Annotated in this window: 25 protein-coding genes; 9 read left to right on the forward strand and 16 right to left on the reverse strand. The window is 36.2% G+C overall.

What is annotated here, in order from left to right:
- Window positions 1-114: 114 nt before the first annotated feature.
- The 3 genes from ACH2CJ_RS17475 to ACH2CJ_RS17485 are packed head-to-tail and all read left to right on the forward strand — an operon-like array spanning window position 115 to window position 2,217.
- Entirely contained in the window at window positions 115-957 is an 843-nt protein-coding gene (locus ACH2CJ_RS17475; protein ID WP_394994572.1) for a 1-acyl-sn-glycerol-3-phosphate acyltransferase, read from the forward strand.
- A gap of 26 nt (window positions 958-983) precedes the next feature.
- On the forward strand, window positions 984-1,718 hold the full coding sequence (locus tag ACH2CJ_RS17480; protein ID WP_394994574.1) for a ribonuclease H-like domain-containing protein: 735 nt from the start codon (window positions 984-986) through the stop codon (window positions 1,716-1,718).
- A gap of 37 nt (window positions 1,719-1,755) precedes the next feature.
- The gene (locus tag ACH2CJ_RS17485; RefSeq protein WP_394994576.1) at window positions 1,756-2,217 is read left to right on the forward strand and encodes a protein-disulfide reductase DsbD domain-containing protein; all 462 of its coding nucleotides are present in this window, start codon (window positions 1,756-1,758) and stop codon (window positions 2,215-2,217) included.
- Between the two features lie 116 nt (window positions 2,218-2,333).
- Here the strand turns inward: ACH2CJ_RS17485 and nagB are convergent, their stop codons facing one another.
- The 8 genes from nagB to ilvA form a co-directional block, all read right to left on the reverse strand.
- Window positions 2,334-4,256 carry a glucosamine-6-phosphate deaminase gene (gene nagB, locus ACH2CJ_RS17490; protein ID WP_394994579.1) on the reverse strand — a complete coding sequence of 641 codons (1,923 nt, stop codon included), beginning with the start codon at window positions 4,254-4,256 and terminating at the stop codon, window positions 2,334-2,336.
- Between the two features lie 213 nt (window positions 4,257-4,469).
- The gene (locus ACH2CJ_RS17495) at window positions 4,470-5,276 is read right to left on the reverse strand and encodes a phytanoyl-CoA dioxygenase family protein (RefSeq protein WP_394994582.1); all 807 of its coding nucleotides are present in this window, start codon (window positions 5,274-5,276) and stop codon (window positions 4,470-4,472) included.
- Between the two features lie 78 nt (window positions 5,277-5,354).
- Window positions 5,355-6,287 carry a hypothetical protein gene (locus tag ACH2CJ_RS17500; RefSeq protein ID WP_394994585.1) on the reverse strand — a complete coding sequence of 311 codons (933 nt, stop codon included), beginning with the start codon at window positions 6,285-6,287 and terminating at the stop codon, window positions 5,355-5,357.
- An 82-nt stretch (window positions 6,288-6,369) separates the two neighbouring features.
- Window positions 6,370-7,254, reverse strand: a complete 885-nt coding sequence (locus ACH2CJ_RS17505; RefSeq protein ID WP_394994588.1) for a class I SAM-dependent methyltransferase — start codon at window positions 7,252-7,254, stop codon at window positions 6,370-6,372.
- Window positions 7,255-7,352: 98 nt separating this feature from the next.
- Window positions 7,353-8,012 (reverse strand): acetyltransferase, encoded by a 660-nt coding sequence (locus ACH2CJ_RS17510; protein WP_394994590.1) that lies wholly within the window; start codon window positions 8,010-8,012, stop codon window positions 7,353-7,355.
- A 12-nt stretch (window positions 8,013-8,024) separates the two neighbouring features.
- Window positions 8,025-8,801 carry a WbqC family protein gene (locus ACH2CJ_RS17515; RefSeq protein WP_394994593.1) on the reverse strand — a complete coding sequence of 259 codons (777 nt, stop codon included), beginning with the start codon at window positions 8,799-8,801 and terminating at the stop codon, window positions 8,025-8,027.
- Window positions 8,795-10,894 carry a hypothetical protein gene (locus ACH2CJ_RS17520; protein WP_394994595.1) on the reverse strand — a complete coding sequence of 700 codons (2,100 nt, stop codon included), beginning with the start codon at window positions 10,892-10,894 and terminating at the stop codon, window positions 8,795-8,797. Before ACH2CJ_RS17520 ends, ACH2CJ_RS17515 begins: the two co-directional genes overlap by 7 nt.
- A 47-nt stretch (window positions 10,895-10,941) precedes the next feature.
- Window positions 10,942-12,225, reverse strand: coding sequence for a threonine ammonia-lyase (ilvA, locus tag ACH2CJ_RS17525; protein WP_394994597.1), 1,284 nt, complete (start codon window positions 12,223-12,225; stop codon window positions 10,942-10,944).
- A 236-nt stretch (window positions 12,226-12,461) separates the two neighbouring features.
- Between ilvA and ACH2CJ_RS17530 the strand changes: the two genes are divergently transcribed.
- The 4 genes from ACH2CJ_RS17530 (at window position 12,462) to ACH2CJ_RS17545 (ending at window position 14,959) form a co-directional block, all read left to right on the forward strand.
- A complete protein-coding gene (locus tag ACH2CJ_RS17530) occupies window positions 12,462-13,280 on the forward strand; it encodes a DUF6597 domain-containing transcriptional factor (protein WP_394994600.1) in 819 nt (272 codons plus the stop codon).
- A gap of 72 nt (window positions 13,281-13,352) precedes the next feature.
- Complete coding sequence (locus ACH2CJ_RS17535) at window positions 13,353-13,841, forward strand: hypothetical protein (protein ID WP_394994603.1); 489 nt, start codon at window positions 13,353-13,355, stop codon at window positions 13,839-13,841.
- Between the two features lie 42 nt (window positions 13,842-13,883).
- On the forward strand, window positions 13,884-14,474 hold the full coding sequence (locus tag ACH2CJ_RS17540) for a DinB family protein (RefSeq protein ID WP_394994606.1): 591 nt from the start codon (window positions 13,884-13,886) through the stop codon (window positions 14,472-14,474).
- A gap of 41 nt (window positions 14,475-14,515) precedes the next feature.
- Window positions 14,516-14,959 (forward strand): nuclear transport factor 2 family protein, encoded by a 444-nt coding sequence (locus ACH2CJ_RS17545; protein ID WP_394994608.1) that lies wholly within the window; start codon window positions 14,516-14,518, stop codon window positions 14,957-14,959.
- A gap of 77 nt (window positions 14,960-15,036) precedes the next feature.
- Here ACH2CJ_RS17545 and ilvC read toward each other — a convergent pair whose 3' ends face one another.
- The 7 genes from ilvC to ilvD form a co-directional block, all read right to left on the reverse strand.
- Window positions 15,037-16,080, reverse strand: coding sequence for a ketol-acid reductoisomerase (ilvC, locus tag ACH2CJ_RS17550; RefSeq protein ID WP_394994611.1), 1,044 nt, complete (start codon window positions 16,078-16,080; stop codon window positions 15,037-15,039).
- 55 nt (window positions 16,081-16,135) lie between these two features.
- Window positions 16,136-16,675, reverse strand: a complete 540-nt coding sequence (ilvN, locus tag ACH2CJ_RS17555) for an acetolactate synthase small subunit (protein WP_394994614.1) — start codon at window positions 16,673-16,675, stop codon at window positions 16,136-16,138.
- Window positions 16,676-16,696: 21 nt separating this feature from the next.
- Window positions 16,697-17,065 (reverse strand): four helix bundle protein, encoded by a 369-nt coding sequence (locus tag ACH2CJ_RS17560; RefSeq protein ID WP_394994616.1) that lies wholly within the window; start codon window positions 17,063-17,065, stop codon window positions 16,697-16,699.
- Between the two features lie 69 nt (window positions 17,066-17,134).
- A complete protein-coding gene (gene ilvB / locus ACH2CJ_RS17565; protein ID WP_394994619.1) occupies window positions 17,135-18,895 on the reverse strand; it encodes a biosynthetic-type acetolactate synthase large subunit in 1,761 nt (586 codons plus the stop codon).
- A gap of 1 nt (window position 18,896) precedes the next feature.
- Window positions 18,897-19,370, reverse strand: coding sequence for a DUF6036 family nucleotidyltransferase (locus ACH2CJ_RS17570; RefSeq protein ID WP_394994621.1), 474 nt, complete (start codon window positions 19,368-19,370; stop codon window positions 18,897-18,899).
- On the reverse strand, window positions 19,360-19,560 hold the full coding sequence (locus tag ACH2CJ_RS17575; protein WP_394994623.1) for a hypothetical protein: 201 nt from the start codon (window positions 19,558-19,560) through the stop codon (window positions 19,360-19,362). The genes ACH2CJ_RS17570 and ACH2CJ_RS17575 overlap by 11 nt, the downstream gene beginning before the upstream one ends.
- Before the next feature lie 80 nt (window positions 19,561-19,640).
- Complete coding sequence (ilvD, locus tag ACH2CJ_RS17580; protein ID WP_394994624.1) at window positions 19,641-21,320, reverse strand: dihydroxy-acid dehydratase; 1,680 nt, start codon at window positions 21,318-21,320, stop codon at window positions 19,641-19,643.
- 386 nt (window positions 21,321-21,706) lie between these two features.
- Between ilvD and ACH2CJ_RS17585 the strand changes: the two genes are divergently transcribed.
- Window positions 21,707-22,549 carry a fumarylacetoacetate hydrolase family protein gene (locus tag ACH2CJ_RS17585; RefSeq protein ID WP_394994626.1) on the forward strand — a complete coding sequence of 281 codons (843 nt, stop codon included), beginning with the start codon at window positions 21,707-21,709 and terminating at the stop codon, window positions 22,547-22,549.
- A gap of 85 nt (window positions 22,550-22,634) precedes the next feature.
- A complete protein-coding gene (locus ACH2CJ_RS17590; protein ID WP_394994629.1) occupies window positions 22,635-24,197 on the forward strand; it encodes an aldehyde dehydrogenase (NADP(+)) in 1,563 nt (520 codons plus the stop codon).
- 72 nt (window positions 24,198-24,269) lie between these two features.
- Here ACH2CJ_RS17590 and ACH2CJ_RS17595 read toward each other — a convergent pair whose 3' ends face one another.
- A complete protein-coding gene (locus tag ACH2CJ_RS17595; protein WP_394994631.1) occupies window positions 24,270-26,318 on the reverse strand; it encodes a WG repeat-containing protein in 2,049 nt (682 codons plus the stop codon).
- Window positions 26,319-26,534 lie beyond the last annotated feature (216 nt).

Below are 26,534 nucleotides of genomic sequence, written 5' to 3' on the forward strand. Positions count from 1 at the left end.
AGAAAACTATAAATTTTTGTTAAACAAATGCTAAAAAGCAAAATCTATTTGGAAGGATAAATATTTCTTCGGATTTTTGAATGACCAAATACGGCCACCTAAACACCTCAAATTTTGCTTTATTATACTTTACGTCCTTTTGTTACCTTTATTCTAAAGCTTTGTATTAAGCATATTTCTATTAGTGGCTTAGAAAATATTCCCAAATCAGGTGCTGTTATTTTGGCATCTACCCACTCCAATTCATTTTTTGATGCAGTTTTACTCGGTTGCACCATTGACCGTCGGGTTTGGTCATTGGCAAGAGGCGATGTTTTCAAGAAAAACTGGGCAAAAAAGATACTTTCAAGTCTTTTTATGTTGCCAGTTTATCGTCTTTCGGAAGGAAAAGAACATTTGGGCGATAATGATGATACATTTAATAGATGTATTGAACTCTTTCAAAAGGGAGAAATCGTTTTGATTTTTTCGGAAGGAATTTGTGTTAATCAAACCAAACTTTTGCCATTGAAAAAAGGAACGGCTCGTTTGGCTCAAAAAGCGTGGTATGATGGTATGGAATTGACCGTTATTCCTGTCGCAATTTCGTATGATACGATTATTGGTTTTGGGAAAAAGATAAATCTGAATATAGGAAAACCAATTGAAAAAAATGATTTTCAGACTGTAAGTGAAGATGGTTTTTTCTTGAAATTGTTTAATGATGTATTGACAGAAAAAATAAATATACTTATTGATAGAACATTCCCGAAGGTTAGTTTTCTACAAAGTCCATGGTTTTATATAAGCTCAATTATTGACTTTCCAGCCAATAAAATTGCTTGCATTATTTCAAAAAAACTGACTAAAGGTATCGTGTTTTTTGATTCTATAACTTTAGGCTTATTAATTGTACTCTTACCTTTGTATTGGGGTTTACTTGCTTGCATTGTTTGCTTTTTAAGCAATTCCTTATAGCTTTGCCATTTATACAAAAAAACATCATGGAAGAATCATTCGTCAAGCATCTCAAAAATGTGCTTTTTATCGATATCGAAACAGTGTCGCAAGTACCAGACTTTGAGCTACTTGATGAGCGTTTACAAAAGCTTTGGCTCAAAAAAGCCAGTTTTTTGCATAATGATGACGAATTACCTAATGCCGATTTTTACTTGAAAAAAGCAGCAATTTATGCCGAATTTGGCAAAATCATCTGCATTGGTATTGGTGGAATTATTTTTGATGACGAAAATAAACCTTCGCTTCGTGTAAAAATGATTAGCGGAGATAATGAAGTAGATGTTTTACAGGAATTTAAAAAAATTATAGAAAAACACAAAGCGGGAAGTAATTTGATGTTGTGTGCTCACAACGGAAAAGAATTTGATTTTGCTTATATTTGCCGCCGAATGCTGGTCAATGGTATCGGATTACCTAGGGTTTTGCAATTTGCGGGAAAAAAGCCGTGGGAAATCAATCATCTCGACACACTTGATTTGTGGAAGTTTGGCGACTATAAACATTATACAGGATTAGATTTATTGGCAGCAATTTTCAATATTCCAAGTAGTAAGACCGATATTAGTGGCGACCAAGTAAATGCTGTTTATTATATTGAAAACGACAAGGCAAAAATTGAACGCTATTGTGCCGCTGATGTAGTAGTTTTAACGCAGTTATATATGAAAATGAATAATTGTGCGTTAATAGAAGAAGAAAATATAGAAGTTAGGCTGTAAAAGCCAAAATAGGTTTTTAATAAATATTTTTTAATCAATGAAAAAAAACATCATTTTGTTATTTATTGTCACATCTTTTGCGGCATCTGCACAAATTCTGAAACCAGCAAAATGGACATTTACACCATCAAAAACCTCAGCAAAGGTTGGTGAAACAATAGACTTGGTTTTTTCTGCAAAAATTGACGATAATTGGTACATGTATTCTTCTCAATTAAAAGTAGAAGGTCCTTTGCCAACCACAGCAAATTTTACCAAAAATGATAGCTACATTATCGTTGGTAAACTTACGCCCGTAAAACCTAAAGAAAAGTATGATGAGATTTGGGGCGGAAAAGTACAGTATTTTGAACATGAAGCTAAGTTTATTCAGAAAATAAAAATCACGAAAGCTAATCCTGTAATTGAAGGGAAGATAGAATGTCAAACGTGTACAATCAAAGAAGGCAAATGTGTGCCGAATAAAGATAAATTTAAGTTTGACGTGAAAACTATTTAAAAAATGGTGAATGCTTAATTATTTATCATCAAAAATGGTCGCAAGGTTTACCTTGCGACCATTTTGTTTTTCATTATAAACAAGTGATAGTAAATGTGTTATAATTGTCAACTAATTCAAAACTTCCACCTCACAAACGCTTCCATTGCCTCATATTCTGCCAAGCCAAGTTTATTATAGAGTTGAGCCGTACCACGATTACGCTCTTCGGCACGTTGCCAAAACTCACGAGCATCAGTCCCTTGAAACACCACACCATCTTTTTGTGATTGATGTTTGAAAATACCCATTCTTTTCTGCAAAACTTGGTCGGGCGACATCGGAACTGCCATTTCGATTTCATGAATATCCCACTCTGCCCAAGCACCTCGATAGAGCCAAATCCAACAATCTTTCATAAAGTTTTTGTGTTTTAGGCGTTCGACCGCAGCAAAAATAGCATCCAAACAAACCTTATGCGTACCATGAGGGTCGGCCAAATCACCTGCGGCATAAACTTGATGAGGTTTGATAGATTCAATCAAATCGGCAACAATAACTATATCTTCTTCACCCAAACCTTTTTTCTCAATTCGTCCAGTTTCATAAAAAGGCATATCCATGAAATGTACATTTTGCTCAGGAATACCTACAAATCGACAAGTAGCTTTTGCTTCACCTCGACGAATGATACCTTTTACATATCTTACCGCATCGGTATCAACATCACTATCTTTCTTGTTTTTCAAGAAAGCTTGTGCATCAGCAAATAATTTTTGTGTTTCTTTATTTTCTATGCCAAATTTTGTGTTAAAATCGACTACAAAATCAATAAAACGAATGGCTTCGTCATCGGCTACAGCAATATTTCCTGAAGTTTGATAACCAATATGCACATCATGACCTTGGTCAACTAAACGTTGGAAAGTTCCTCCCATCGAAATAATATCATCATCGGGGTGCGGACTAAAAATAATTACTCGTTTTTGGGATGGCAAGGCTCTTTCTGGACGATTGGTATCATCGGCATTTGGTTTTCCACCAGGCCAACCCGAAATACTATGCTGTAATTGGTTGAAAATATCAATATTTATTTCATAAGCCTGTCCATGACGAGCCAATAAATCACTCAAACCATTATCGTTATAATCTTTGTTTGTTAGTTTTAAAATTGGTTTTCCGAGGGTCAATGCCAAGTTTGTAACTGCCTTTTTAACCATTTTACTTGTCCAATCAACATCTTCAACAACCCACGGAGTTCGCATACGAGTAAGCTCATGGGCAGCTCTTTCATCAATGACAAACATCGCATTTGGATGAGTTTGTAAATAAGAAGCAGGTACTGTTTCGGTTACTCGACCTTCTACTGCATCAGCAATCACAGGTGCTTTTCTTTCTCCCCAAGCCAACAAAACGACTCTCTTGGCACTTAAAATCTTTGAAACGCCCATCGTAATGGCTTTTTTTGGAACTTTTACCAAACTTCCGCCAAAATCTGATGCAGCAGCAACACGTGTCGAATGATCGAGCATCATTAGACGAGTGCGAGAATTAATTAATGAACCAGGTTCGTTAAAACCAATATGTCCATTTGCTCCAATTCCCAATAATTGAAAATCTAAACCCCCAACAGCATCAATTTTTCTTTCATATTCTTCACTAAAATCTTTTACTTTGCTTGCAGTAACAGTTCCATCGGGAATAAAGTAGTTTTCTTTCGGAATATCAACGTGGTCGAAAAGCTGTTCTTTCATAAATCGAACATAACTTTGCAAAGAGTCGGGTTCCATCGGGAAATACTCATCAAGGTTAAAAGAAATGACATTTTTAAAACTCAAACCTTCCTCACGATGCATTCTAATCAACTCGGCATAAACGGTTTTGGGCGAAGAACCAGTTGCTAAACCTAAAACGCAGCTTCGATTTTGTCGTTGACGTTCTCGAATCAATTCGGCAATTTCATGAGCAACTGCATTGGAAGCCTCTTTTGAATCTTTAAAAATCTTAGTCGGAATTTTTTCGTAAGCAATTGGTTCATTTGTAATAATTGGGTGCTCCATTGTTGTCGTATTTTTGGTTGAAGTCGGTAAAAGTAGGAATATTCTACAAAAATATGAATATCTGTGTCTAAAATCATTTTCATTTGTGTAAAAAAAATATTATCAATCAAAGAATTAATAAAATATTTTAAAAAATAAGCCAGTCTATACGCCATAGATTTGGGTAGATAGACTGGCTTGAAAAGCGTATTAATCTTTAAAAAAATTAGTATTTTAAGCAAAAATCTCTTCCAACTGTTCTTTTTTTGGAAAATTGGGTGTTACTAAGTCGGCCTCTGGTTTATAAATGTAGGGCATCGGAAAACCTCTTTCTTTGAAAGTTTGTTCGGCCATGTTATTGTAACGCAATTGAATAGACCAACGAATGTTTTTTGTAACATTATCGCCCGAACGGTGAACTAAAAAGGCAGAAAAAATGAGCAAATCACCTACTTCAAACTCAGTTTGAATAAAACTCTCCTCTGGTAATTCCTCTTGAATACTTCCCAAATAGCCCGAAGTATCAGACTTCAAAAGGCCATCTTTATGGCTTGCTGGCAAAATTTGTAACGACCCAAGTGCCTCGCCACAATCTACCATTGGAAACCACATGACAATGCTATCTAATGAGCCTTGACCTGTTCGCCAGTCTTGATGAGCACCCAATTTCCAATGACTACCACCTTTCGACAAATAACGGCTATTAAATTGCATCGAAGGACGCACACCAATCATCGGAAATTCGTAGCCTAAAGTTTTTAAAACATCAATAACCTTTGGGTCGGTAGCTAAATGATGCAATGAAATAAGGTGTTGAGCTTGTTTGCCAGTATTAACAAATGTTTCGAAGTCTGCATTAAACAAGTCAAACATTGCTTGTTCAAAGGAGTCTTTGTCATTTATATCAACTTTTTTACTCAGAACTCGTTCGATTTGAAGAGCAAAAAGGTTTCGTGCTTCTGTGTAAATTCGGCTGATTTCTTCTTTCGAGAAGAAATTTTTCAGAATAATGTATCCATCTTTTTTGAATTGTTCTTTCATGGTAATATTGCTTTATTGTACTGCAAAATTAAGGGCTAAGACAGCACTAAATAATGATATTTATCAGTGTATCAATTTTTATTTTTCTAAAACAGCATAGCCAAAACCAGCCGCTCCGAAGCCATTACCATTGTATAACAAATATTTATTGCCTTTGTGTTCATAAAAATGGGCATAATTTATCATCTGATAATCTAAATCTGCTGGATTTTCAGATTTATGAATTCCAACCAACTCATCTTTTCGTTCCCATTTAAAACCATCTAACGATTCGGCATAGCCCATTCGATAACTTTGATTTCGGTCGGTACGGTAATCACGCGTATGACGATAAGAATAATACATCTTGAAAATGCCATCATCATGAAAAACGCTCGGACGACCAACTGCATGAAGAAAATCATCAAATGGCAAAGCAATATCACCCGTTGGCGTCCAGTTAATACCATCGTCTGATATGGCAACTCTACAATCGTAAAATGGCTCTGGATAACCATTAATATACTCACATTTTTGTCCCGAAATGTACCACATCATCCATTGTCCATTAATAAACATTACTGAAGGTTGTGCTGCCCAAATAGGATTATGAATAGACCTGTCCATGATGGGTCCACGAAACATTTTCTTGAAATTCAAGCCACCATCTGTGCTTACAGAAAGCCCCATCGAAAGGCGATATGAATTATGCGTTCTGTTCCAACCAGTATAATATAACCAAATATCGCCATTTGGTTGTGGAACAAACCATGCGGGCATTGCACCTGTTTCGTCGTATTCGCCAGGCCCACCTAAATCCAAAACAAAAGTATTATGAATATAGAGAATTTTGGTTGGATCGTCGTAATCTACATCTATAAATGTTGGACGAGAATATCCATTATCATCTCTTGATGAGAAATAAACTCTCAAAAAATCTTTGTGTTTATACGCATAAGGCACTTGTGCGTGCGAACGACTATGTGCTAAACTACCATCTGGTTTATAAACGAGTCCTTTCTTTTGCCACATTGTGGAATGAGTGAATGAGTGAATGAATAATTTTAATTCTACTTATTCATCAAAAATCTTTAAATTTAATTTTGTTGAAACCTTATTTCTTCTTACGATTTCTTTCCGCTCTAATTTTCCAATTGTCTTTAAAATCTTTCCCTGGAATTTGAAGATTTACATTTACCGTTGGAGCTTTTTTAGTTTTTTTGAAATCAAGCACATAATAGCCATTACCAAAAATCCATTGAAGTTTTACATCTTTGATGTTTTTTGGTAAATCTTGCATCGGCACTAAATCTGTGAACATTGGATTGGCGTCCATCAAGATTTGATAGGTTTTTTGGTCACGAAGCCATGCTCCTACGCTTTCGTCGCCAACTACAACACGACCACCAACTTTTACAACACGATTGAATTCTTCAAATGCTTTTGCTCTTTCGGAAAAAGTATTGATTCCTCCAAAATGAAAAAGAGCATCGAAGGCATTATCTTCAAATGGCAAATATGAACCATTTCCTATGAAGTAATCAATAGTTACGTCTTTTTTATCAGCAAATTTTTCTTTGGCATGACCCAACATCGCTGGCGATAAATCAGACAAAACGGCATGCCCGCCTGGCGTAATTTTATCAATGATAAATGCTGAATCTTTGCCTGTTCCTGCTCCAACTTCCAACACTTTCATGCCAGGTTTAAGTTTGAGCAAACTTATCATTTGCTTTCGGGTAGCAGCTTCGTTGGCATGAAGCGATTCAAAAACCCATGAAACACCACGGTCGTAGCGAGTATGAGCATCATTATAAGCAACTTGCTCTTTGCGGTCTTGCTCGAAAAGTTCTCTTGGATAAACTAAATCTACGATGTCGTTTACGTCGTAGCTCACCGGCTCTTCGCTTGAAGTATTGCTAAGGGTTTTGCCATCGGTCGACAAAACAAGTTTTGTATGTGTTTTTGGACAAATTAATTGCTTGAAGAAATCGCTCATTCGTTTTATTTTCTTAATTGATAAGTAAAGTTTGCATTTTAATTTAAGATTTGACAAATTTTAAGCAATCATTGATTGGCGAATCAAAGACCATACTTTTACAGATTTATATCTTTACTCGAAACATCAGATTTTACAGCAGGATTGCCTTTCCAGATGCTCCAAGGTTCGGTTTTGGCTTTGGTTACGTTTGCTCCCATCGCAACAAGGGTTCCTTCACCAAGCGTACAACCATCACGAATGGTTGCATTTACGCCAAAAAATGAATATTCACCAACCACACACCTGCCCGACAAAACAACGTGTGAAGTAAAATAAACATGATCTTTTATTTCGCTGTGATGTCCAATATGATTTCCACTCCAAAGCACAACATCGTTTCCTATTTTCACGAATGGCTGAATGGTATTATCTTCCAAAATAAAGCAGTTTTCACCAATTTGGTCGGTTAGCACAGTTGCTTTTGAGCTTATATAAGAAATAAATGTATAACCTTTTTCTTTGATTTCGGCATAAACTTTGGCTCGAACCATATTCATTTTTCTCTCACTAAGAGGGGCAAAGAACATGTAGTCTGCAGGTGGAAAAAGTTCGGTAACTTCCTCAAAAGGCACAACGGGTAAGTTACAAAATGTATCTTCCTTGATGTATTCTTTGTTTACCGTAAATGCTACGATTTCATGTTCAGAGTCATTAGTTAAGTAATAATGAGCCAATTCTGCGACTAATTCAGTACCAAAAACCACTACTTTTGCCATATTTAGAGCGTTTTAAACTAATTCAAATTTATTTAAGTGTTCTTGGATTTCATCTACCGAACAAAACATCAAAATATCAATTATCGAAAGCCAAGGGACAAACTCTTGATTGAGTTGTTTATACTGAATGGGTTTTGATTTGATAAAATTAAGTAAGATTTTGTTATCGGCAAAAAGTTGTTTGTCATAAATTGCCATTCCACCAATGGGATTGATATAATGGGCGGCTTTTTCGTGTAAACAAATATCTAAAATGCGATTTTGTGCTTTTAAACCTTGGTTATTGTAAACAGTTGAGCTTTCGACTATTTCGGTGTTTATTTTTAAATATTTGCAAGTTTCTTTTAGACTTATGGTTGTCAATTCAGCAATATTTGCAGAAGTAGAGTTGAAAACACTTTCTACAATCGCAAAACCTTCTTGATAAAAAGGTGCTTTTTTATAGGACTGTTCAATGGTTTTTAAGAATTTTTTGCTCCAAATAGCTAAATTATCTATTTCGATTTCTCGAATCAAGCGATTTTGGCTTGCACCTATCAACGGAATTGTAAACATTGAGGCTTTTCCGCCCAGCAAAACGTTATTTCGGTTTATCCAACCTTTGTTTATAAAGGAAACATCATCATAAACCACAAATGTATCTACCGCATTGATAAGTTGAAAATAGCCAATATATGGGAAAACGTATGGTTGCATGATGCCAATACGAACCGACCCATCGGCGGTTCGACGACTCGACTGCCCTGAATGGGAGCTTGCTACTTCTCTATTTTGTAAATTCTCTACCATTTTTTAAAATCCCCTTTTAGGGACGGTGCGACGTTTCGATTAGAGGTATTTATACGTCTCAAAAAAAACTGACTTTCTTCTACTGGTGTATCAGCATGATTATCAGGCGAATTTAATAAAATATCTCCTTCTTGATAAGGAATTACTCCTTTCGAATAAAACAAATATTGTGCTTCGGCAGGAATTGGTTTTACTGCACTTCTAAATGGATGAATAGGAATTAATTTTCTTGTAAAATATTCTCCCCAAAGCGGGTATTCAAAGTCTTCGTGTTCTTGTTGTGTTCCGAGTGCTACGATGGCATTTTTTGGCACAATTTCATCAAATTTTTTATAGGCTTCATATATATGTGGGCGAGCAACAGTGAGTTGTTCCATTCGACTCATATTAAATATATTTTTTACAGGAAAAATAGGATGAATACGAACAAATAAAACCGTGCAAATAGCAGAAATACTTATCAATAAAGCATAAATAGTAAACAGAATTAATGTAAAAATAGATTTTTGGCCAACTAATGAAGTACCTGCAACTAAAAGAAGCGGCATACACCAAACAGCCATATTAAGAAAATAGCGTGCCTTGATTGGGTCATAAGGTGCAGAATAGCACAAGGAAAGAAAGTGCAAGATTGCGGCTAAACTTAGCACCATTAGGCTTTTTTCTATTGATGTTATTTTCTTGAAGTTCAGCAATAACTTTACTAATAAAAATACGAATATTGGGAAAACAATTCCAAAACCAATAATTCCCCAATAAGGTCGTTCAAGATAAAACCTGATTGGGTGTTCAAATGAAAAGTACGAAACAACTGTGAATCGTTGGTCTTCAATCTGTAGTTTTTCAAAAACTTTATTGGGCAAATTACGAAAAACGTCATTAAACTTTTTACCTATTTGAGAACTTCTAAGACCATCAAAATTTAGAAATTCGGAAGAATATCGTCCAATATTTAATGACATATTCTTGATTTTGTCTTTTCCTGAATAATGCTCAACACCATGCCATTGCATCACCATTGGCGGTGCAGAAAGACTTCCTAAGCTAAATTTTCCAACTTCTCGCACATTTCCAATATAACCAGTTGGCAAAGTATAGATGCAGATAGCAATAATAAAGGTAACAACGAAAAGTTTGATATTTTTATAAAATTCTTTTTTGAATAAAACAGTATGAACCACAACGACTAAAATCGCAGGTGCAATCAATAAAAAAGTAACTTTATGACCAATCCAAATGCCAGATATAAGAGCTATTAGACATATATTTAGCTTAGTAGGGTTCTCTTTAAAAGAAAACAGAAAGTATGTCAAACAACCTAAATACGCCGATAAAACAATGTCTGATTCGGTGGTAGTCGCTTGAACCAGAGCCGTTGGAAGTAAAGCTGAGATTATTCCTACGAAAAGGGCGGCAGTAAAGTTCTTAGAGATTTTAAACGCAATTCCATAGGCCGACAAAGCAAAAAGCCAATAACAAATGTAATGAATGACTTTAAAACCCTTTTCGCCAAAAACATGATAGCCGAATATTTGTAAAGTTGGTAACGAATTTGGATAAAAATCAATCGTCCAAGTTGTGCCTTGCAAGCGATTCATGTTGCCATTTTGCAGATAATAAGCACATTTTACCAAATGCCCAGTCATGCTATCCCATTCATTGGGTACAGTTGCAAAGAGAATGATTAAGTTGATAATGGTTGTAATTCCTAAACCAACTATTAATATTCCGAATGAAACCTTACTTATAATTAATTGTGATTTCCAAAAATCAATGAATTTTATTCGTAATTCTTTAATTGCGATTGAAATACTAAAGGCTTTATTATCAGATATTTGACGAAAAAAAATGTTAAATAAAAAAGCCAAAACATTTACTCCCATGCCCCATGCAAAGGCTTGATTAATTAGATTTAATTCGGACAATAAAAAACCAATTGGAATCACGCATGAAACCAATCCAACGAAAAGTTTGATGATATAATCACTTAAGCTTTCGGAAATGAAAGAAGCATTTCTGTGGATTTGCCAGAGGAATAAAAGGAAAAAAAGTATAAAAATCAGATACATTTGGTCAAAATAAAAGGCTTTCACTTTGCAAAGATAGTGAAAGCCCTCCTTTTAATTGAAAAATTATAAAACTATATCAAAAACTCAAATAGTTGGGGTTTATCATTGACATATTCAAATTGCACATTATATGCCTTCATACGTTCGAGAAGTGGTTGAAAATCAGACTTTTGTTTTAGTTCAATACCCACCAAAGCTGGGCCTCGCTCACGTGCAGTTTTCTTAGAATATTCAAAATATACAATATTATCAGTCGGACTTAAAACATCATTTAAAAACTCTTTGAAAGCTCCCGCACGCTGTGGAAAACGAACAATAAAATAATGTTTCAGACCTTCGTAAAGCAATGAGCGTTCTTTTATTTCTTCGGTGCGTGTGATGTCATTATTGCCTCCACCGATGATACAGACTACATTTTTGCCTTTTATTTCATCTTTTATAAAGTCTAAAGCTGCGACCGACAATGCTCCTGCGGGTTCGGCAACAATGGCTTCTTCGTTATAAAGTTGCAAAATAGTTGAACAAACCTTTCCTTCGGGAATTAATAGAATTTCGTGATTAAGATTCGCTTTACAAACTTGAAAGGTCAAATCTCCTGCACGTTTTACGGCAGCACCATCAACAAATTTATCAATTTCATCAAGCGTTACAACTTCTCCTTTTTCTAAGGCGGTTTTCATTGTGGGTGAGCCAAGTGGCTCTACGGCAACAAGTTTGGTTTTGGGTGAAAGTTGCTTAAAAACCGTCGATACCCCCGAAGCCAAACCTCCGCCACCGATAGCAAAAAGCAAATAATCTATTTTAAAATTTGAATCTTTAAAAATTTCTAAACCCACAGTTCCCTGCCCTTCCATAACTTGCAAATCATCGAATGGGTGAACAAAAGTGGCATTTTGCTCTTCACAATACTTTTTAGCTGCCAAATACGCATCGTCATAAGTATCGCCCACGAGTTCGATTTGCACAAACTCTTTACCAAACATGCCTACTTGCTTGATTTTTTGGGCGGGAGTAGTCGTGGGCATAAAAATAGTGCCATTTACCTGCATTTTTCTGCAAGCATACGCCAAGCCTTGAGCGTGGTTACCCGCACTTGCACACACAACTCCTTTGTCAAGTTGGTCTTTAGGGAGCGTTGCCATCTTATTGTATGCTCCTCGAATTTTATAGGAACGAACTACCTGCAAATCTTCTCGTTTAAGATAGATATTCGCCTCATAACGCTCCGAAAGATTGAGATTATGCATGAGTGGCGTGTGTGTTGCCACCCCCTCAAGGCGTTCGGCTGCGAGATAGATATTGTCTAAATCAGGAAAAACTATTTCTGATTTTGGTTTAGTGTTTGTTGATGCCATGTGATGAGTGTTGTTTTAAACACCCTCAAAGATACAAGGTTTTCTGCCTGAGATTAAAAATTAGATATTTTTTTGCTGATTTTTGCTATAAAATAAATGTTTTTTGAGGGAAGAATATTTTTCGATTTTTCAAATATTCAAAAATCAAGTGGGCAATGCCATAAAATAAATATTTAGATAAAATGTTGATAGTCAAGTCGCTAAGGTTTATATTTATTTTGTCAAATGCCTAAAAGATGTTTTATCAAAAATTTCAAGCCGCACAATTATTGCAACCATTTGTTGAGTGTTATTTCGTTTGGGAAAATAACACGGCAATTGAACAACCAATCGTTGTGGAATCTCCACCCAATGGATATGCTTCTATGGTTTTCAATTATGGCGAATCCTACCAAGTTTTTAACGAAAAATATGAAGGAATTGCTACACCTAAAAATTTCATCTCAGGGCAATCTACTAAGAGTTATCAACTACAAATAAAGGGTAAAATTGGAATGGTTGGCATCGTTTTTCGACCTGCGGCAGTCAATACTTTATTTGGCTTACAGATGTATGAATTTAATAATGAACGAATGAATTTGAATGATGTTTTGGGTAAAGAAACTGACCAAATTCAAGATAGAATTGAGGAAGCGAAAACTCACCAAGAACGTGTTTTTGTTTTAAATAATTATTTGACTATCAAGCTTTTAAAGTCAAAAAACACGCTTGATAGAACAGATTATGCTGCTAATTTGATTGTTGCAAAAAGAGGCATTATCAATGTTACTGAATTGATGGACGACTTATATGTTTGTCGCCGACAATTTGAGCGGCAATTTCTTCAAAAAGTGGGTGTTAGTCCCAAATATTATGCCCGTATTCGTCGAATTGGATATTTGTGTTCGATAATGGCGACAAAACGTTGGCAAATAGCCGATTGGCACGACCTCATTTATCAATCGGGCTATTATGACCAATCTCATTTTATCAAAGAATTTACGGCTTTTACTGGTAAATCGCCTTCGCTTTATTTGAAAAACAATGTGGAGTTGTTGCATTATTTAACTACCTAAAAATGTCGCATTTTTACAATACCATGATTTAAAGGTTTGATAGCTTTGTATCGAAATCAAAACTTTATAATCATGAAAACATCTTCAATTATTTTTAAAAATGTCGCTTTTTACTTGTTTTTAGTAAACCTGATAGCATTATTAGGGTGTAATAATCAATCAAAAGAGGCTTCACAAACTGCTGAAAAGAAAGCGTTTTCTCCAATAGAAGGTAATTGGGAACTGGTTTCGGATGAACAAGGAGGAAAAAAAATAACTACAAAAAAGCAATTTAAGGTTTTTAATGAGGGACGTTTCAGCTTTATTATGTTCGATGCTACTGGTAATTTTAATGGAGCAGGAGCGGGTTCTTATGAAGTGAATGGCAATACCTACAAAGAAACGTTTAAGTATTATTCGGACACAAAATTCAATGGCTCGTCTGATTGGCAAGAGTGGAAAATGGAAGGAGATACGCTTGTATTTTATGGATTTAAAAAAGCACTTATGGCAGATGGCAAAGATGTAACCAACGAATGGGGACACAATACATTTGTAGAAAAAAGGGTAAGAGCTAAATAATGTAATATTTCATAAAAAACTGATAATCAACTATTTATAATCATGAAAAAACTAATAATTTTATTGTTTTTCACTATTTCGGCAAATGCCCAAGAAAAACTTTGGACGGAAGCCGACCGACAATATACGCTTGATAACCTAAAAAGAACAAGAGATGATTTGGTGAAAGAAACTGAAAATCTAACACCCGAACAATGGAAATTTAAAGAATTGCCTGAGCGTTGGTCAATTGCCGAAGTTGTGGAGCATCTCGGAAACTGGGAGCTTTTATGGTCGAGAGAAATAGGGGTCAGTTCTCGAAATCCTGCAAGACCCGATTTGATAGCCACAAGCAAGCCTGATAGTTATTATCATGACTTTATCATGGAAGATAAAGTCCACGACTCGCCTGATATTTCTCGACCATTTGGTTTTATTGAAGGTAAAAATAATATCATTCGTTTTGTGAAATTACGCAATGACAATATTACTTTTACTGAAAAAACGAATGCTGACATGAGAGCAGTTTTTGAATTTACGACTACTGATTATCCCCGAAATATGCACCAAGTTTATATTTACCAATGGGGACACGTTGACCGACATCTTCGCCAAATTCGTAAGGTAAAAGCCCATGCAAATTATCCAAAATAATTGATAAACCTCTGATTAATAAATACATTAATAAAAATACTATGGAAACGTTAACACAAAAAGAAACAACAACCGACCTTACTCGCAAAGGTACTTGCATTGAATTTTTCTCGGCATATCAAGACCTTGACACCGATAGAATGGTGGGACTTTGCACACCCGATGCTACCGTTGATTTTCAACCTTTAGGCGATGGGGGAAAAGGAAAAGTTAGTGAACTCGGCAAGGGACTTTGGACTGCATTGATGGATTGCTTCCCCAACATTGATAATACCATTGATACAATGGAAATTGAAGATGATGCAGTTATCTGCAAAGTGGTGATTTTTGGTACACAAGCCAAAGATTTTGCAGGAATCGTGAGCAAAGGGCTTCGTTTTGAAACAGAACATATTTTCATTTTTCGCTTTGATGAGGATGATAAAATCACTTCAATAAGTATCAACTGGAATCATGCGAGTTTTAGCCAACAATTAGGAGCATAAATATCAGCCAAAATAAATAATTAAAAGGCCCACATATTTTTAAGAAGTGGGCTTTTTAATTATTCTATGAAACTAACTTAGCTTCTTTCTGGTCGTAAACTACGCACAGTTGCACCTGCACGCCACATCTCTGAATCGCGAAGTTCAGCTAATTCTACTTCCAATTTTTCACGGTAATCTGGTTGAGAGTTACGTTCGATAGATTGAGTTGCTTCTTTTTGTGATTTTACACTTTGGTACAATTTCTTGAAAACAGGCTTGGTTGCATCGTGGAAAGGTTTCCACCAGTCCAAAGCTCCACGTTGTGCTGTTGTCGAACAGTTGGCGTACATCCAATCCATTCCGTTTTCAGCAACTAATGGCATCAAAGATTGTGTCAATTCTTCCACAGTTTCGTTGAATGCTTCAGATGGAGAGTGACCATTTTCACGCAAAACTTCGTACTGAGCAGCAAAAATACCTTGAATTGCTCCCATCAAAGTGCCACGCTCACCAGTAAGGTCAGAAGTAACTTCACGGTAGAAATCAGTTTCAAACAAATAACCTGACCCAACACCGATACCCATTGCAATTGCTGTTTCACGAGCGTGTCCTGAAGCATCTTGGAAAACAGCAAAACTTGAGTTCAAGCCTTTTCCTTCTACAAATAAACGACGAAGTGACGTACCAGAACCTTTTGGAGCTACCAAAACTACATCAACATTTTTAGGTGGTTTGATGCCAGTCTTTTTGCTATAAGTAATACCAAAACCGTGTGAAAAATATAAAGTTTTACCTTTTTTAAGGTGTAGTTTTACTGTTGGCCAAAGAGCGATTTGAGCTGCATCTGACAATAAAAAGCATATAACTGTACCTTTTTTAAGAGCATCTTCAATGCCAAAAAGTGTTTTGCCAGGAACCCAACCATCAGCAACGGCTTTGTCATAAGTTTTACCTGGGCGTTGTCCAACGATTACGTTGAAGCCATTGTCACGCATATTCATTGCTTGACCAGGGCCTTGTACACCGTAGCCAATTACAGCGATGGTTTGTTTCTTCAAAAACTCTCTTGATTTTTCGAGTGGGTACTCTTCGCGGGTTACAACTTCTTCTTCAACACCGCCGAAATTTAATTTTGCCATTTTTATTGATTTGTTTTTGGTTTAAGCAATAATATACCTGTTTTTTTAAGGAAATTTACAAATAATACTCCCATTCGGTAATTTCTTCTGGAAGATATTCAATTAAGCCTTGTGGCGTTTTTCCTACTGCCACTCGTCCTGATCGTACGAATTCAATAATTTTGTGAGGTTTTATGTATTTAAAAAATTCAAAAATTTCAGTTTCAGTACCTGTTTTTTCAATAACTACGTAGTCGAGTCCCCAATAAACTACCCATGCTTTATAGACCTTGTTAATTGTTTCGACATCGACAGATTTTCCATTCAAAGGTGTTGAAACCTTGAATAGTGCAATTTCGTTATAAACAATGTCTTCGTTGAGATAGCCAAAAACGGCTAAAACTTCAATGATTTTTCGAATCTGGCGTACGAGTTTTTCTACTTCTTCACGTTTTTCGTGTTTGATAACGATTGTGAAACGAGAAATACCTTTACGCTCAGTTTCCGAAACCGTCAATGATTCAATATTGATTCTTCGACGGGTAAATATAATTGTGATTTTGTTGAGTAATCCGATGGTATTTTCGGTAAATACGCAAATAGTATATGTTGTCATTGAGTTTTTCGATGTTTGATGTTAGATGCTCGATATTCGATTTTCAAAGTACCTAATCAAACCATTTAACATTTGTTTACAAGTTGTTATTTTCTCTAAAAGTTCATTCAGTACATTAAGTTGAAAATAACCTAAATCACTTGATAAATAAAGTTGCGTTTCTAATTCGTACAAAGACCCCCTTGCTATGAAAAAGAATTGTAATGAATCTTTAATATGATTTCTTCCATGCCCCTCAGCAATATTTGAAGGAATAGATACTGAACAACGACGCATTTGATTTGAAAGTCCATACTGCTCTTCCTTTGGAAATTGCATAGTCGATTCGTAAGTCTGTGTAACTAATTGCCCACTTTGCTTCCAAACATCTAACTCAATATAAGATTTCATGTAATTTAGAGATTTTACAAAGTTCATCAATATTCCTAACATCAAAAATCAAGCATCGAACATCGAAATTTACTCCAATCTAATTTCACTCACACTTGTTCCCGCAGGAACCATTGGGAAAACGTTTTCTTCTTTTTCTACAATAACTTCTAAAAGATACGCTTTCTTTGAATCAAGCATTTTATCGAGCGAATCGCTCAGTGATTCTCTTTCCGAACAAGTATGACCGTCAATACCAAACCCTCTGGCAATTGTAATAAAATCAGGGTTTTGAAGTTCAACAAACGAATAGCGATTATCATAAAATAATTGTTGCCATTGACGAACCATTCCTAAGAAATTATTATTCAAAATAATCATTTTCACTGCCAAACCACTTTGGGCAATTGTGCCGAGTTCTTGAATTGTCATTTGGAAACAGCCATCACCAATAATACCAACAACTTCACGGTCTGGAGCCCCAACTTTCGCCCCAAAAGAAGCAGGAATAGCAAAGCCCATGGTACCAAGTCCGCCAGAAGCGATAAAAGAGTTTGGTTTCTTGAATTGATAATAGCGTGCTGTAACCATTTGATGCTGACCCACATCAACCACAATACAGGCTTCTCCGTTTGTTTTGTCTGAAAGTAAAGCAACAACTTCTGCCATCTTTATCTTTCCTTCTTGGCTCAAGTCACGAAGGGTTACCTTATCGTATTCTTTTATATCCAATTTCCTGAATTCATTTTTCCAGCCTGTAAAATCCCCTTTCTTCACTAAAGGCATTAGCATTTTCAAGGCTTCTTTAGCATCTCCAATGACAGGAGCTTCGGTTTTCTTGATTTTTTCAACTTCCGAAGGGTCTATTTCGATGTGAATAATACGTGCTTGTGGAGCAAACTTCGTAGAATCACCAGTTACACGGTCATCAAAACGCATTCCTATGGCAATCAATATATCACATTGGTCGGTCATTACATTGGGGGCATACATTCCGTGCATACCCAACCAGCCCATGTAATTGGGGTGATTATTTGGCATAGCCGAAAGCCCCAATAAAGTACTTGCACAAGGAATATCTGTTTTTTCAACAAAATCAAGTAATTCTTGCATGGCATCGGCAATCAAAACACCATGTCCAAATAAAATATATGGACGCTTTGCTTTGTTAATTAGTTCTGCCGCTTTTTCAATTTGCTCTTGTTTAGGAATAACACGAGGGTTATAACTGACCATTTTTTCTACTTTTTTGTAAGAAAAATCTTTGGTCATTTTTGCTGCTTGTGCATCACGAGTAAAATCAATAACCACGGGGCCTGGCTTACCCGATTTGGCAATAAAAAATGCCTTTGCCATGATTTCTGGTACTTCGTTCGGGTCGATAATTTGATAATTCCACTTACAAACCGGTGTTGTTACGCCAATCATGTCTGTTTCTTGGAAAGCATCCGTTCCGAGCAAATTTGATTTCACTTGACCTACAATACAGACCAAAGGTGTGCAATCAATGATTGCATCGGCAATGGGTGTAATGAGATTTGTTCCACCAGGCCCAGAAGTTACTAAGCAAACGCCTGTACGTCCACTTGCACGAGCATAGCCTTGAGCGGCGTGTCCAGCACCTTGTTCATGACGAACCAAAATGTGGTTAATTCTATCAATATAATCATATAGAGCATCGTAAGTTGGCATAATTGCCCCTCCAGGATACCCAAAAATGGTTTCAACGTTTTCGGCCAATAAACATTCCATCATTGCCTGAGCTCCCGAAAGAAAAGTTTTTCCTTCATTGCCTTCAGCAACTGCTGCAAAGGTTTCCTGTTTTATTTCTATTTCTAATAAATTTCCCATGTTAATTTTTGGGTGATAAATTTTCAATATCGTTTATATCTCTTGCTCGCCCTGAGGCTTGCTTGGTTGTAATTAAATCTTTTAAATGAATGAGTTTTACTGATAATGTTGTATCGTCATCTATTTGATAATCAAGTGCATGTGCATAAGTATCTTGAAATTGTAGTCCTTTAATGGTCGTAATAATATCAATGGCTACTGGCGGTCTGCCAAAAGTAAAAACATCAAGCGATGGGTTATCAAGAAAATTAGAGACAGTCATATCAAAAACGGGCATTCCGAATATATAAAATGCTTTTTTGAGTGCATCATAATTTTCTTTTGTTTTATCTACCCAAATATCCATATCACCTGTTGTTCGGGAGTATCCATGTAAAATAACAGAATAACCACCTACCAATATATACCTAACTTTTGCTTGATTGAGAGCATCAATAAATTCTTGAAAATCAACATTAAAAATATTAGTTTTCATGTTTTCTCATATTAAAAGCTGTTTTATCTATTCTAATGGGGTTGTTTATGTCAAAATTATAAGCCACACTATTTAGATACATCGCTGCTTTTAAGCGTTCGTTCATTGATTGGCTTTGCCAGTATGTTCTATTATCTTCGGCTTCTTGGTGGTTTCCCATTCGGAATGCCGTACGGTCGAGGCGATACATGGTATTACTTAATTTTATGTTTTTTATATTTATATCTTTTTTCAGTCTATCATTTAACTCTATAGTTTGTAATTGTTTTTCTACAAATCAGTAACACATCCTTCACTCGCCGAACTTACGTTTTTGATGTATTTTCTTAGAACACCTCTTGTAAATGTCGAAGGAATTTGTTTCCATGCGGCTCTTCGTATAGCTAATTCTTCGTCCGAAACATGAAGCGTTAGCTTATTATCAATGGCATCAATCGTAATTTTGTCACCATCTTTTACCAAGGCAATAGTACCACCGTCAAAGGCTTCGGGTGTAATATGCCCAACTACAAAACCGTGCGTTCCGCCAGAAAAACGGCCGTCGGTAATCATAGCAACGCTATTTCCTAAACCTGCACCCATTACTGCCGAAGTTGGTTTCAACATTTCGGGCATTCCTGGCCCACCTTTTGGTCCTTCGTTTCTGATTACAATTACTTGACCAGCTTTAATTTCGCCTTTGCTCAAAAACTCAATTACTTCTTCTTCACGCTCACAAACTTTGGCAATTCCTTCAAACATTTCGCCTTCTTTGCCTGTAATTTTGGCAACAGCTCCTTTTTCGGCAAGATTTCCGTAAAGAATTTGTAAATGCCCCGAAGATTTGATTGGGTTTTCTAATGGATGAATCAGTTTCTGTGTTTCAAAATCCAAATCTAGTACATCTTCTAAATTTTCGGCGATGGTTTTGCCAGAAATCGTCATGCAATCGCCGTGAATAAGTCCTTTTTTAAGTAAATATTTCATCAAAGCAGGCACACCACCAATTGCCAACATGTCTTCCATATAGTATTTGCCCGAAGGTTTCAAATCTCCAATGAAAGGCGTGCGGTCAGAAATTGCTTGAATATCATCTAAAGTAAAACTTACATCGGCGGCACTTGCAATTGCCAAATAATGCAAAACTGCATTTGTTGAGCCGCCCATTACCATAACCATTGTCATAGCATTTTCAAATGCCTTGCGAGTCATTATATCACGTGGACAAATGTTTTTCTCCAACATATTTTTCATTGTCGCACCAATAGCAATACATTCTGCTTTTTTGCCTTCATGCGTAGCTGGGTAACTCGATGAGTTTGGTAAAGTCAAACCCATTGCTTCCATTGACGATGCCATTGTGTTGGCGGTGTACATTCCGCCACAAGCCCCAGCCCCAGGAATTGCATTTTTTATTACCCCTTCATAATCTTCGTCCGAAATTGTTCCTGCAAATTTTTTACCCAAAGCCTCAAATGCTGAAACAATATCTAATTTTTGTCCCTTATATTCACCCGTACGAATCGTTCCGCCATAAACCAACATTCCTGGGCGATTCAATCTTGCCAAAGCCATCATTGCTCCCGGCATATTTTTATCACAACCTACAACTGCAATCACGCCATCGTACCATTGAGCAGCCACTACATCTTCGATAGAGTCAGCAATAATATCTCGACTTGGTAATGAATAACTCATGCCGTCGTTGCCATTTGTCATGCCATCCGAAACACCGATTGTATTAAAAATTAAGCCAACCATGCCATTTTCTTGAATACCTTTTTTGACATGAACCGACAAGCCGTTGAGGTGCATGTTGCAAGTATTTCCTTCATAACCTGTACTTGCAATGCCAATTTGGGCTTTTTGCATATCTTCGTCAGTCAAACCTACTCCGTAGAGCATCGCTTTGGCTGCTGGATTTTCAATTTCTTGTGTAAGGGTGCGGCTGAATTTATTTAAGATTGCCATTGATTTTTGATAAATGTGGTTATAAATACTTAGTTTTATGCAAAAAAACCTTCCTCACCGTTTGTGAAGAAGGTTTTGATTATTGCATAGCATCCTTCTTCACACTCGTTCAGACGAGTAGAAGAATAATTGGAACAACTATAACGCTTGGTAATTTCATCAATAAAAATATTCTCTAATTGCGAATATTCGCTATGTGCGAATCGTTTTCTGATACAAATAAATTTACTTTGCTTTATATTTCCAAATAATTTTGTCGAAATTTTTTAGAATTATTTTTTGTTTAGAATTATTTAAATTTTTTTCTTTAGAAAAGTCTTACATTATTATATCTAATATGCCTCTTTTTGCTTAATATTGACCCTCAAACCTTTTTATTCAACCGTATGAAAATCTATAAAACTTTACAAGGTTTCGTTATTGAACATGAAAGCCAATTTTACATCTCTCGACATATTGATTGGGATTTATTTGTCAATCGTGAAGATCTATATTTTGAATTGCAGCGAGAAATACAACTTTTGCCAGCAGCATCAGAGTATAAGTCATTAATAGACAATGGTTTACAAGCTCCCATTCAATCACAAGAGGTTTGGGCAGCGGGTGTAACGTACCTCAAAAGCCGAAATGCTCGCATGGAAGAGTCAAAAAAGTCGGGTGGGGATAATTTTTATGACCGTGTGTATGATGCTGATAGACCAGAGATTTTTTTCAAGGCAAGTCCGCATCGTGTGGTAGGTTCGGGGCAAAATGTGAGAATAAGACGTGATTCAAAATGGAATGTCCCTGAACCAGAACTGACGCTGTTCATAAATTCAAAAGGACAAATTTCGGGTTATACCGTTGGAAATGATATGAGTTCGAGAGATATTGAGGGCGAAAATCCTTTGTATTTGCCTCAAGCAAAAACGTATGACAAAAGTGCCGCCATTGGGCCTTGTATCGCTATTTTTGATGAACCAATTTCTCCCGAAACTATAATTACTATTGAAATTCTACGTTACGAAATCACTCTTTTTTCAAATTCAATAGAAATAAATCAAATGAAACGAAAACATACCGAACTCGTGGAGTTTTTATTTAGAGAATCATCGTTTCCTAATGGTTGTTTCTTGATGACAGGCACTGGACTTGTGCCAAATGATGAATTTACACTTGAAGTTGGCGACGAAATACGTATAACCATTGATGGCATCGGAACTTTAGTGAATACAGTTGAGATGAAGTAACCGTATGACGGATTTCCTAATCTGTCGTACAAAATCATATTTTAATCAATACAACTTTTTAACTTTCAAACTTTACAACTTGATAATGCAAATCACAGGAAGAAATATCATAGGTTTTGAAACATTTTCAGAAGGAACGGTAGCCATTCAAGCAATAAACCCAGCTACTGGCGAAACCTTAGCACCGTTGTTTTATAAAGCCACTACTGATGAACTCAATTATGCTGCCGACAAAGCAGCAAAAGCATTTCAAATTTACCGCAAAAAGTCAGGTTTTGAAAAAGCCAGTTTTTTAGAAAAAATAGCTGAAGAAATAGAAAACTTAGGCGACTTATTGACCGAAAGATATGTTGCAGAATCGGGATTACCACAAGGACGTGCAGCAGGAGAGAGGGGACGAACCACTGGTCAGCTTCGTCTTTTTGCTCAACTTTTGCGTGAAGGGTCATGGGTAAATGCTCGAATAGATGCTGCTTTGCCAGAGCGTCAGCCAGCTCCACGCCCCGATATTCGTGCCATGGAAAGACCACTGGGAGTTGTCGGCGTTTTTGGAGCAAGTAATTTTCCTTTGGCATTTTCGGTGGCAGGTGGCGATACCGCTTCGGCTTTGGCGGCGGGTTGTTGTGTTATTTTTAAAGCTCATCCTGCCCATCTTGGAACATCAGAGTTAGTCGGAAAAGCAATTCAAAAAGCTGCGGAGGCAACAAATATGCCCGATGGAGTATTTTCATTACTGTTTGATGATGGACACGAAATCGGTTCGGCTTTGGTGAAACACCCAAGTATAAAGGCTGTCGGTTTCACGGGTTCTTATAAAGGGGGTAAAGCATTATTTGATGCAGCAGTTACTCGCCCCGAACCAATTCCTGTTTATGCCGAAATGGGAAGTGTAAACCCTGTTTTTGTTTTGCCGAAAATTTTGGCAGAAAAAGGCTCGGCAATTGCTCAAAACTTTGTGGCTTCAGTAACAATGGGTGTTGGACAGTTTTGTACGAACCCAGGAATGTTGTTTTTGCAAAAAAATGATAATTTTATGAAGGAATTAGAAAAACAAGCACCAACTGCACAAGGAGGCGTAATGCTCACAACGGGTATTCGTGATGCTTATGTAAAAGGTATCGAACACGCAAAAAACTTTACTCAAATTATTGGTATTGGTAAAGCACCCGAAGGTTTTACTGCAGTTGAACCAATTATTTTACGAACAGATATTGAAGGTTTGAATAATAATGCACATCTTGGAGAGGAAATTTTTGGACCTACAAGTTTGGTTGTGGAAGCAAATTCAAGAGAGGAGATTTTGCAAGCAGCCAAAAACCTTACAGGACATTTGACGGCAACGGTTCACGGTACAGCAGAAGATTTGGCAGAGTATGCTGATTTAATAGAAATTTTAGAGCAAAAGGTAGGTAGAATTCTAATCAACGGTTTTCCAACTGGCGTAGAAGTTTCTCATGCGATGGTTCATGGTGGCCCATTTCCTGCAACTACAGATTCTCGTAGCACATCGGTTGGCACAATGGCAATTACTCGTTTTACTCGCCCTGTTTGTTATCAAAACTTCCCAGATTCGCTTTTATTGGATGAACTAAAAAGCGATAATCCATTAAACATTTGGCGTTTGATTGATGGTGAGCTAAAGAAATAAAAACCATTGAACAAAGAGACCCCAAATCTATCCAATTTGAGGTCTCTTTGTTATAAAGTATTCAGCTTAAAATCACTTTTGATTTGCCTTGCGTATAAGGTCATAAAACTTAGCACTATTGGCAGAAATACAATCTCCACCGCTATTTAAGTTATATAAATTATTTGAAGTATCAGATAATTCGTACTGACTTGTATCTTCCATATATCGAACCGACTTAAACAAGCAAGGGGCTATTTTAGCATTAAATTTATTAATAATACCAACTTTGTTATTTCCTTTTGAAACTATCGCCATTCCATTTTTGAATTGGTTAATTTCGGAGTATTCAAAAGTTATCTGCACTTTCCCTTTTTTATCAATAAAACCGTATTTATTATTGTCATATTTGACTCCAATCAGTCCTTCTGATGAAAACAATAATTCGTTATAAGATGGTGTTAAAACTTCTTTTCCTGTAAAATCCAGTAAGCCCCATTTATCACCTTTCAACATCGCTAAGTTTGTGCGGTCGAACTTACGAATGTTTTTGTAGGCTTCTGTGGTAAATCTTTTCAAAGTATTTTTATCTATAAGGTTATAACCATCATCATAGTTGCCTTTTTCAGTAGGAGAGTTTGTACGAACCACAACCAATGTACTGGCAAGAATAGTATCTGTAACCATGTAGCGAATACCTTCTGGGGCGTTAGGATTAACTTTATCAATAACAATTCTTCCGAAACGGTCATAGACAATATCTACTAAACAATTACCTACTGGTTTGCTACAATTAGTTGCTTTTTCGGTAACTACAGCCAATCCTGTTACGTTAAAGGGTTGTACCTCATCATAAATAGGTGGAATAACTTCGGTGCCATCAAAGCTTATGTAACCACATTTTGTTGTTCCTTTATCAGCAATAGATTTACAGGCAGGAGCTAATCCAAATCTGTTAAAATCACCAATTGTGGCATAAGTTTCACTTAACTTACGTTCGTTAAGTTCTATTAAGCGAATACCCGAAGCATCTTTTGCTATTACCGAGGCTGCTGTTGGTGAAACACTTGGGTCAATTGTTACACTACGAATATAGTCATAAGAAGGTTTGATTCGAGTATTCCCATCGGAATCAATTAAACCTACTTTTTTGTTTTGTTCAACAATTATCCAGCGATTTGCTTCTGAAAGTGTAATTTTATCAAAAGTGATGTCAGTAATTGACGAACCATCTATTTTTATCAATCCAAACAGTTTACCATTTCTTACTTTAAAAATATTACCAATAAATGCTTCAATTTCATCATAACCTGCTGAAATGGGCTTTTTAATAGAATCATAGCTGTTGTCAATAAGGGCAAATTTATTGCTTTTAAACTTCGCTAAACTAACCCCAAATTTCAAGGCTTTGGCATCTATTATATCTGTTAAAACCTCACTTTCAATACCTTCAGCATTTACAAAATGCCAGAAAAATTTTTTCACTAATGCTCTGCCATCATTGAATGGCTCGGCGTAGTCATATTGTGCAGGAATAACTTCTTCGCCACAAAGGTTCAAAAATCCAAAAACCATGTCTTTTTTTACACGGGCATAGCCTTGATGGTAATTGTCAATCAAACCGTAGCGAGGATTTCCTTTTAGTGTTTCTAATGAAAAACCGGTAATGGCTTTTCCTTCATCGTCTTGCGTGAGTAAAAAAGAACCTTTCTCTTTTTCAGAAAAGCATTGTCCACTCTGGCTTACAGAATAGGTTTTATTCAATTGGCTTGCCTGTTCAAGCTTAGAAACATTGTCAATTGTGATTTTATTCACAATTTCGAGTTCTCGCTTGTAGGCATTTTCTATTTGAGTAAGATAATTTGGAAATTGCTCGTGTGTGAGGTAGTCTTGTTTTACGAGCAAACTATCCATTTCTTTAGGCAAAGTTTTTTTTCTATTATCCTCAAACTGTGACATTGAGTTTTTAGCATAACTTATAACAGACTTGCGGGCAACAGCTCCAGAAACAAATTGTTGTTGAGTTTTAGCAAAGCCCCCGGTTGAATCTTTTGGGGACATTGATACAGCTTGCACTACTTGTGCAAAAGTATTACTGACGAAGTTAATAAGTAAAAATAGGATAATGGAAAATTTCTTCATCGTGGTTGGTTTTTACTGTTAATATTTAGCAAAGATAATGTTTTTGTTTTCCTGAAAAGTTTCGCAAATTATATTCAATTATTATAAAATCCATAAAAAAGAAAAAAATATTTATAAAAAGCACTTTTTTCTTTTCTTTAGAAAAACAAAAATCGTGGTAATAAACGGAAAATAAGCACTTTTAACTTGGGTTGATAAAGATAGTTAAAGAATTTT

The organism is Emticicia sp., assembly GCF_043780375.1.
Lineage (GTDB): Bacteria > Bacteroidota > Bacteroidia > Cytophagales > Spirosomataceae > Emticicia.

Bases quoted from the DNA above. Each gene is read 5' to 3' on its own strand.
- ilvD (WP_394994624.1), bottom strand. From the start codon at position 21,320: ATGGCAATCTTAAATAAATTCAGCCGCACCCTTACACAAGAAATTGAA.
- ACH2CJ_RS17480 (WP_394994574.1), top strand. From the start codon at position 984: ATGGAAGAATCATTCGTCAAGCATCTCAAAAATGTGCTTTTTATCGAT.
- ACH2CJ_RS17515 (WP_394994593.1), bottom strand. From the start codon at position 8,801: ATGGTAGAGAATTTACAAAATAGAGAAGTAGCAAGCTCCCATTCAGGG.
- ACH2CJ_RS17495 (WP_394994582.1), bottom strand. From the start codon at position 5,276: ATGAAAGAACAATTCAAAAAAGATGGATACATTATTCTGAAAAATTTC.
- ACH2CJ_RS17560 (WP_394994616.1), bottom strand. From the start codon at position 17,065: ATGAAATCTTATATTGAGTTAGATGTTTGGAAGCAAAGTGGGCAATTA.
- ACH2CJ_RS17485 (WP_394994576.1), top strand. From the start codon at position 1,756: ATGAAAAAAAACATCATTTTGTTATTTATTGTCACATCTTTTGCGGCA.
- ACH2CJ_RS17570 (WP_394994621.1), bottom strand. From the start codon at position 19,370: ATGAAAACTAATATTTTTAATGTTGATTTTCAAGAATTTATTGATGCT.
- nagB (WP_394994579.1), bottom strand. From the start codon at position 4,256: ATGGAGCACCCAATTATTACAAATGAACCAATTGCTTACGAAAAAATT.
- ACH2CJ_RS17575 (WP_394994623.1), bottom strand. From the start codon at position 19,560: ATGTATCGCCTCGACCGTACGGCATTCCGAATGGGAAACCACCAAGAA.
- ACH2CJ_RS17535 (WP_394994603.1), top strand. From the start codon at position 13,353: ATGAAAACATCTTCAATTATTTTTAAAAATGTCGCTTTTTACTTGTTT.
- ACH2CJ_RS17595 (WP_394994631.1), bottom strand. From the start codon at position 26,318: ATGAAGAAATTTTCCATTATCCTATTTTTACTTATTAACTTCGTCAGT.
- ilvN (WP_394994614.1), bottom strand. From the start codon at position 16,675: ATGACAACATATACTATTTGCGTATTTACCGAAAATACCATCGGATTA.
- ACH2CJ_RS17585 (WP_394994626.1), top strand. From the start codon at position 21,707: ATGAAAATCTATAAAACTTTACAAGGTTTCGTTATTGAACATGAAAGC.
- ilvC (WP_394994611.1), bottom strand. From the start codon at position 16,080: ATGGCAAAATTAAATTTCGGCGGTGTTGAAGAAGAAGTTGTAACCCGC.
- ACH2CJ_RS17510 (WP_394994590.1), bottom strand. From the start codon at position 8,012: ATGGCAAAAGTAGTGGTTTTTGGTACTGAATTAGTCGCAGAATTGGCT.
- ACH2CJ_RS17505 (WP_394994588.1), bottom strand. From the start codon at position 7,254: ATGAGCGATTTCTTCAAGCAATTAATTTGTCCAAAAACACATACAAAA.
- ACH2CJ_RS17530 (WP_394994600.1), top strand. From the start codon at position 12,462: ATGTTTTATCAAAAATTTCAAGCCGCACAATTATTGCAACCATTTGTT.
- ACH2CJ_RS17545 (WP_394994608.1), top strand. From the start codon at position 14,516: ATGGAAACGTTAACACAAAAAGAAACAACAACCGACCTTACTCGCAAA.
- ilvB (WP_394994619.1), bottom strand. From the start codon at position 18,895: ATGGGAAATTTATTAGAAATAGAAATAAAACAGGAAACCTTTGCAGCA.
- ACH2CJ_RS17540 (WP_394994606.1), top strand. From the start codon at position 13,884: ATGAAAAAACTAATAATTTTATTGTTTTTCACTATTTCGGCAAATGCC.
- ACH2CJ_RS17590 (WP_394994629.1), top strand. From the start codon at position 22,635: ATGCAAATCACAGGAAGAAATATCATAGGTTTTGAAACATTTTCAGAA.
- ACH2CJ_RS17500 (WP_394994585.1), bottom strand. From the start codon at position 6,287: ATGTGGCAAAAGAAAGGACTCGTTTATAAACCAGATGGTAGTTTAGCA.
- ilvA (WP_394994597.1), bottom strand. From the start codon at position 12,225: ATGGCATCAACAAACACTAAACCAAAATCAGAAATAGTTTTTCCTGAT.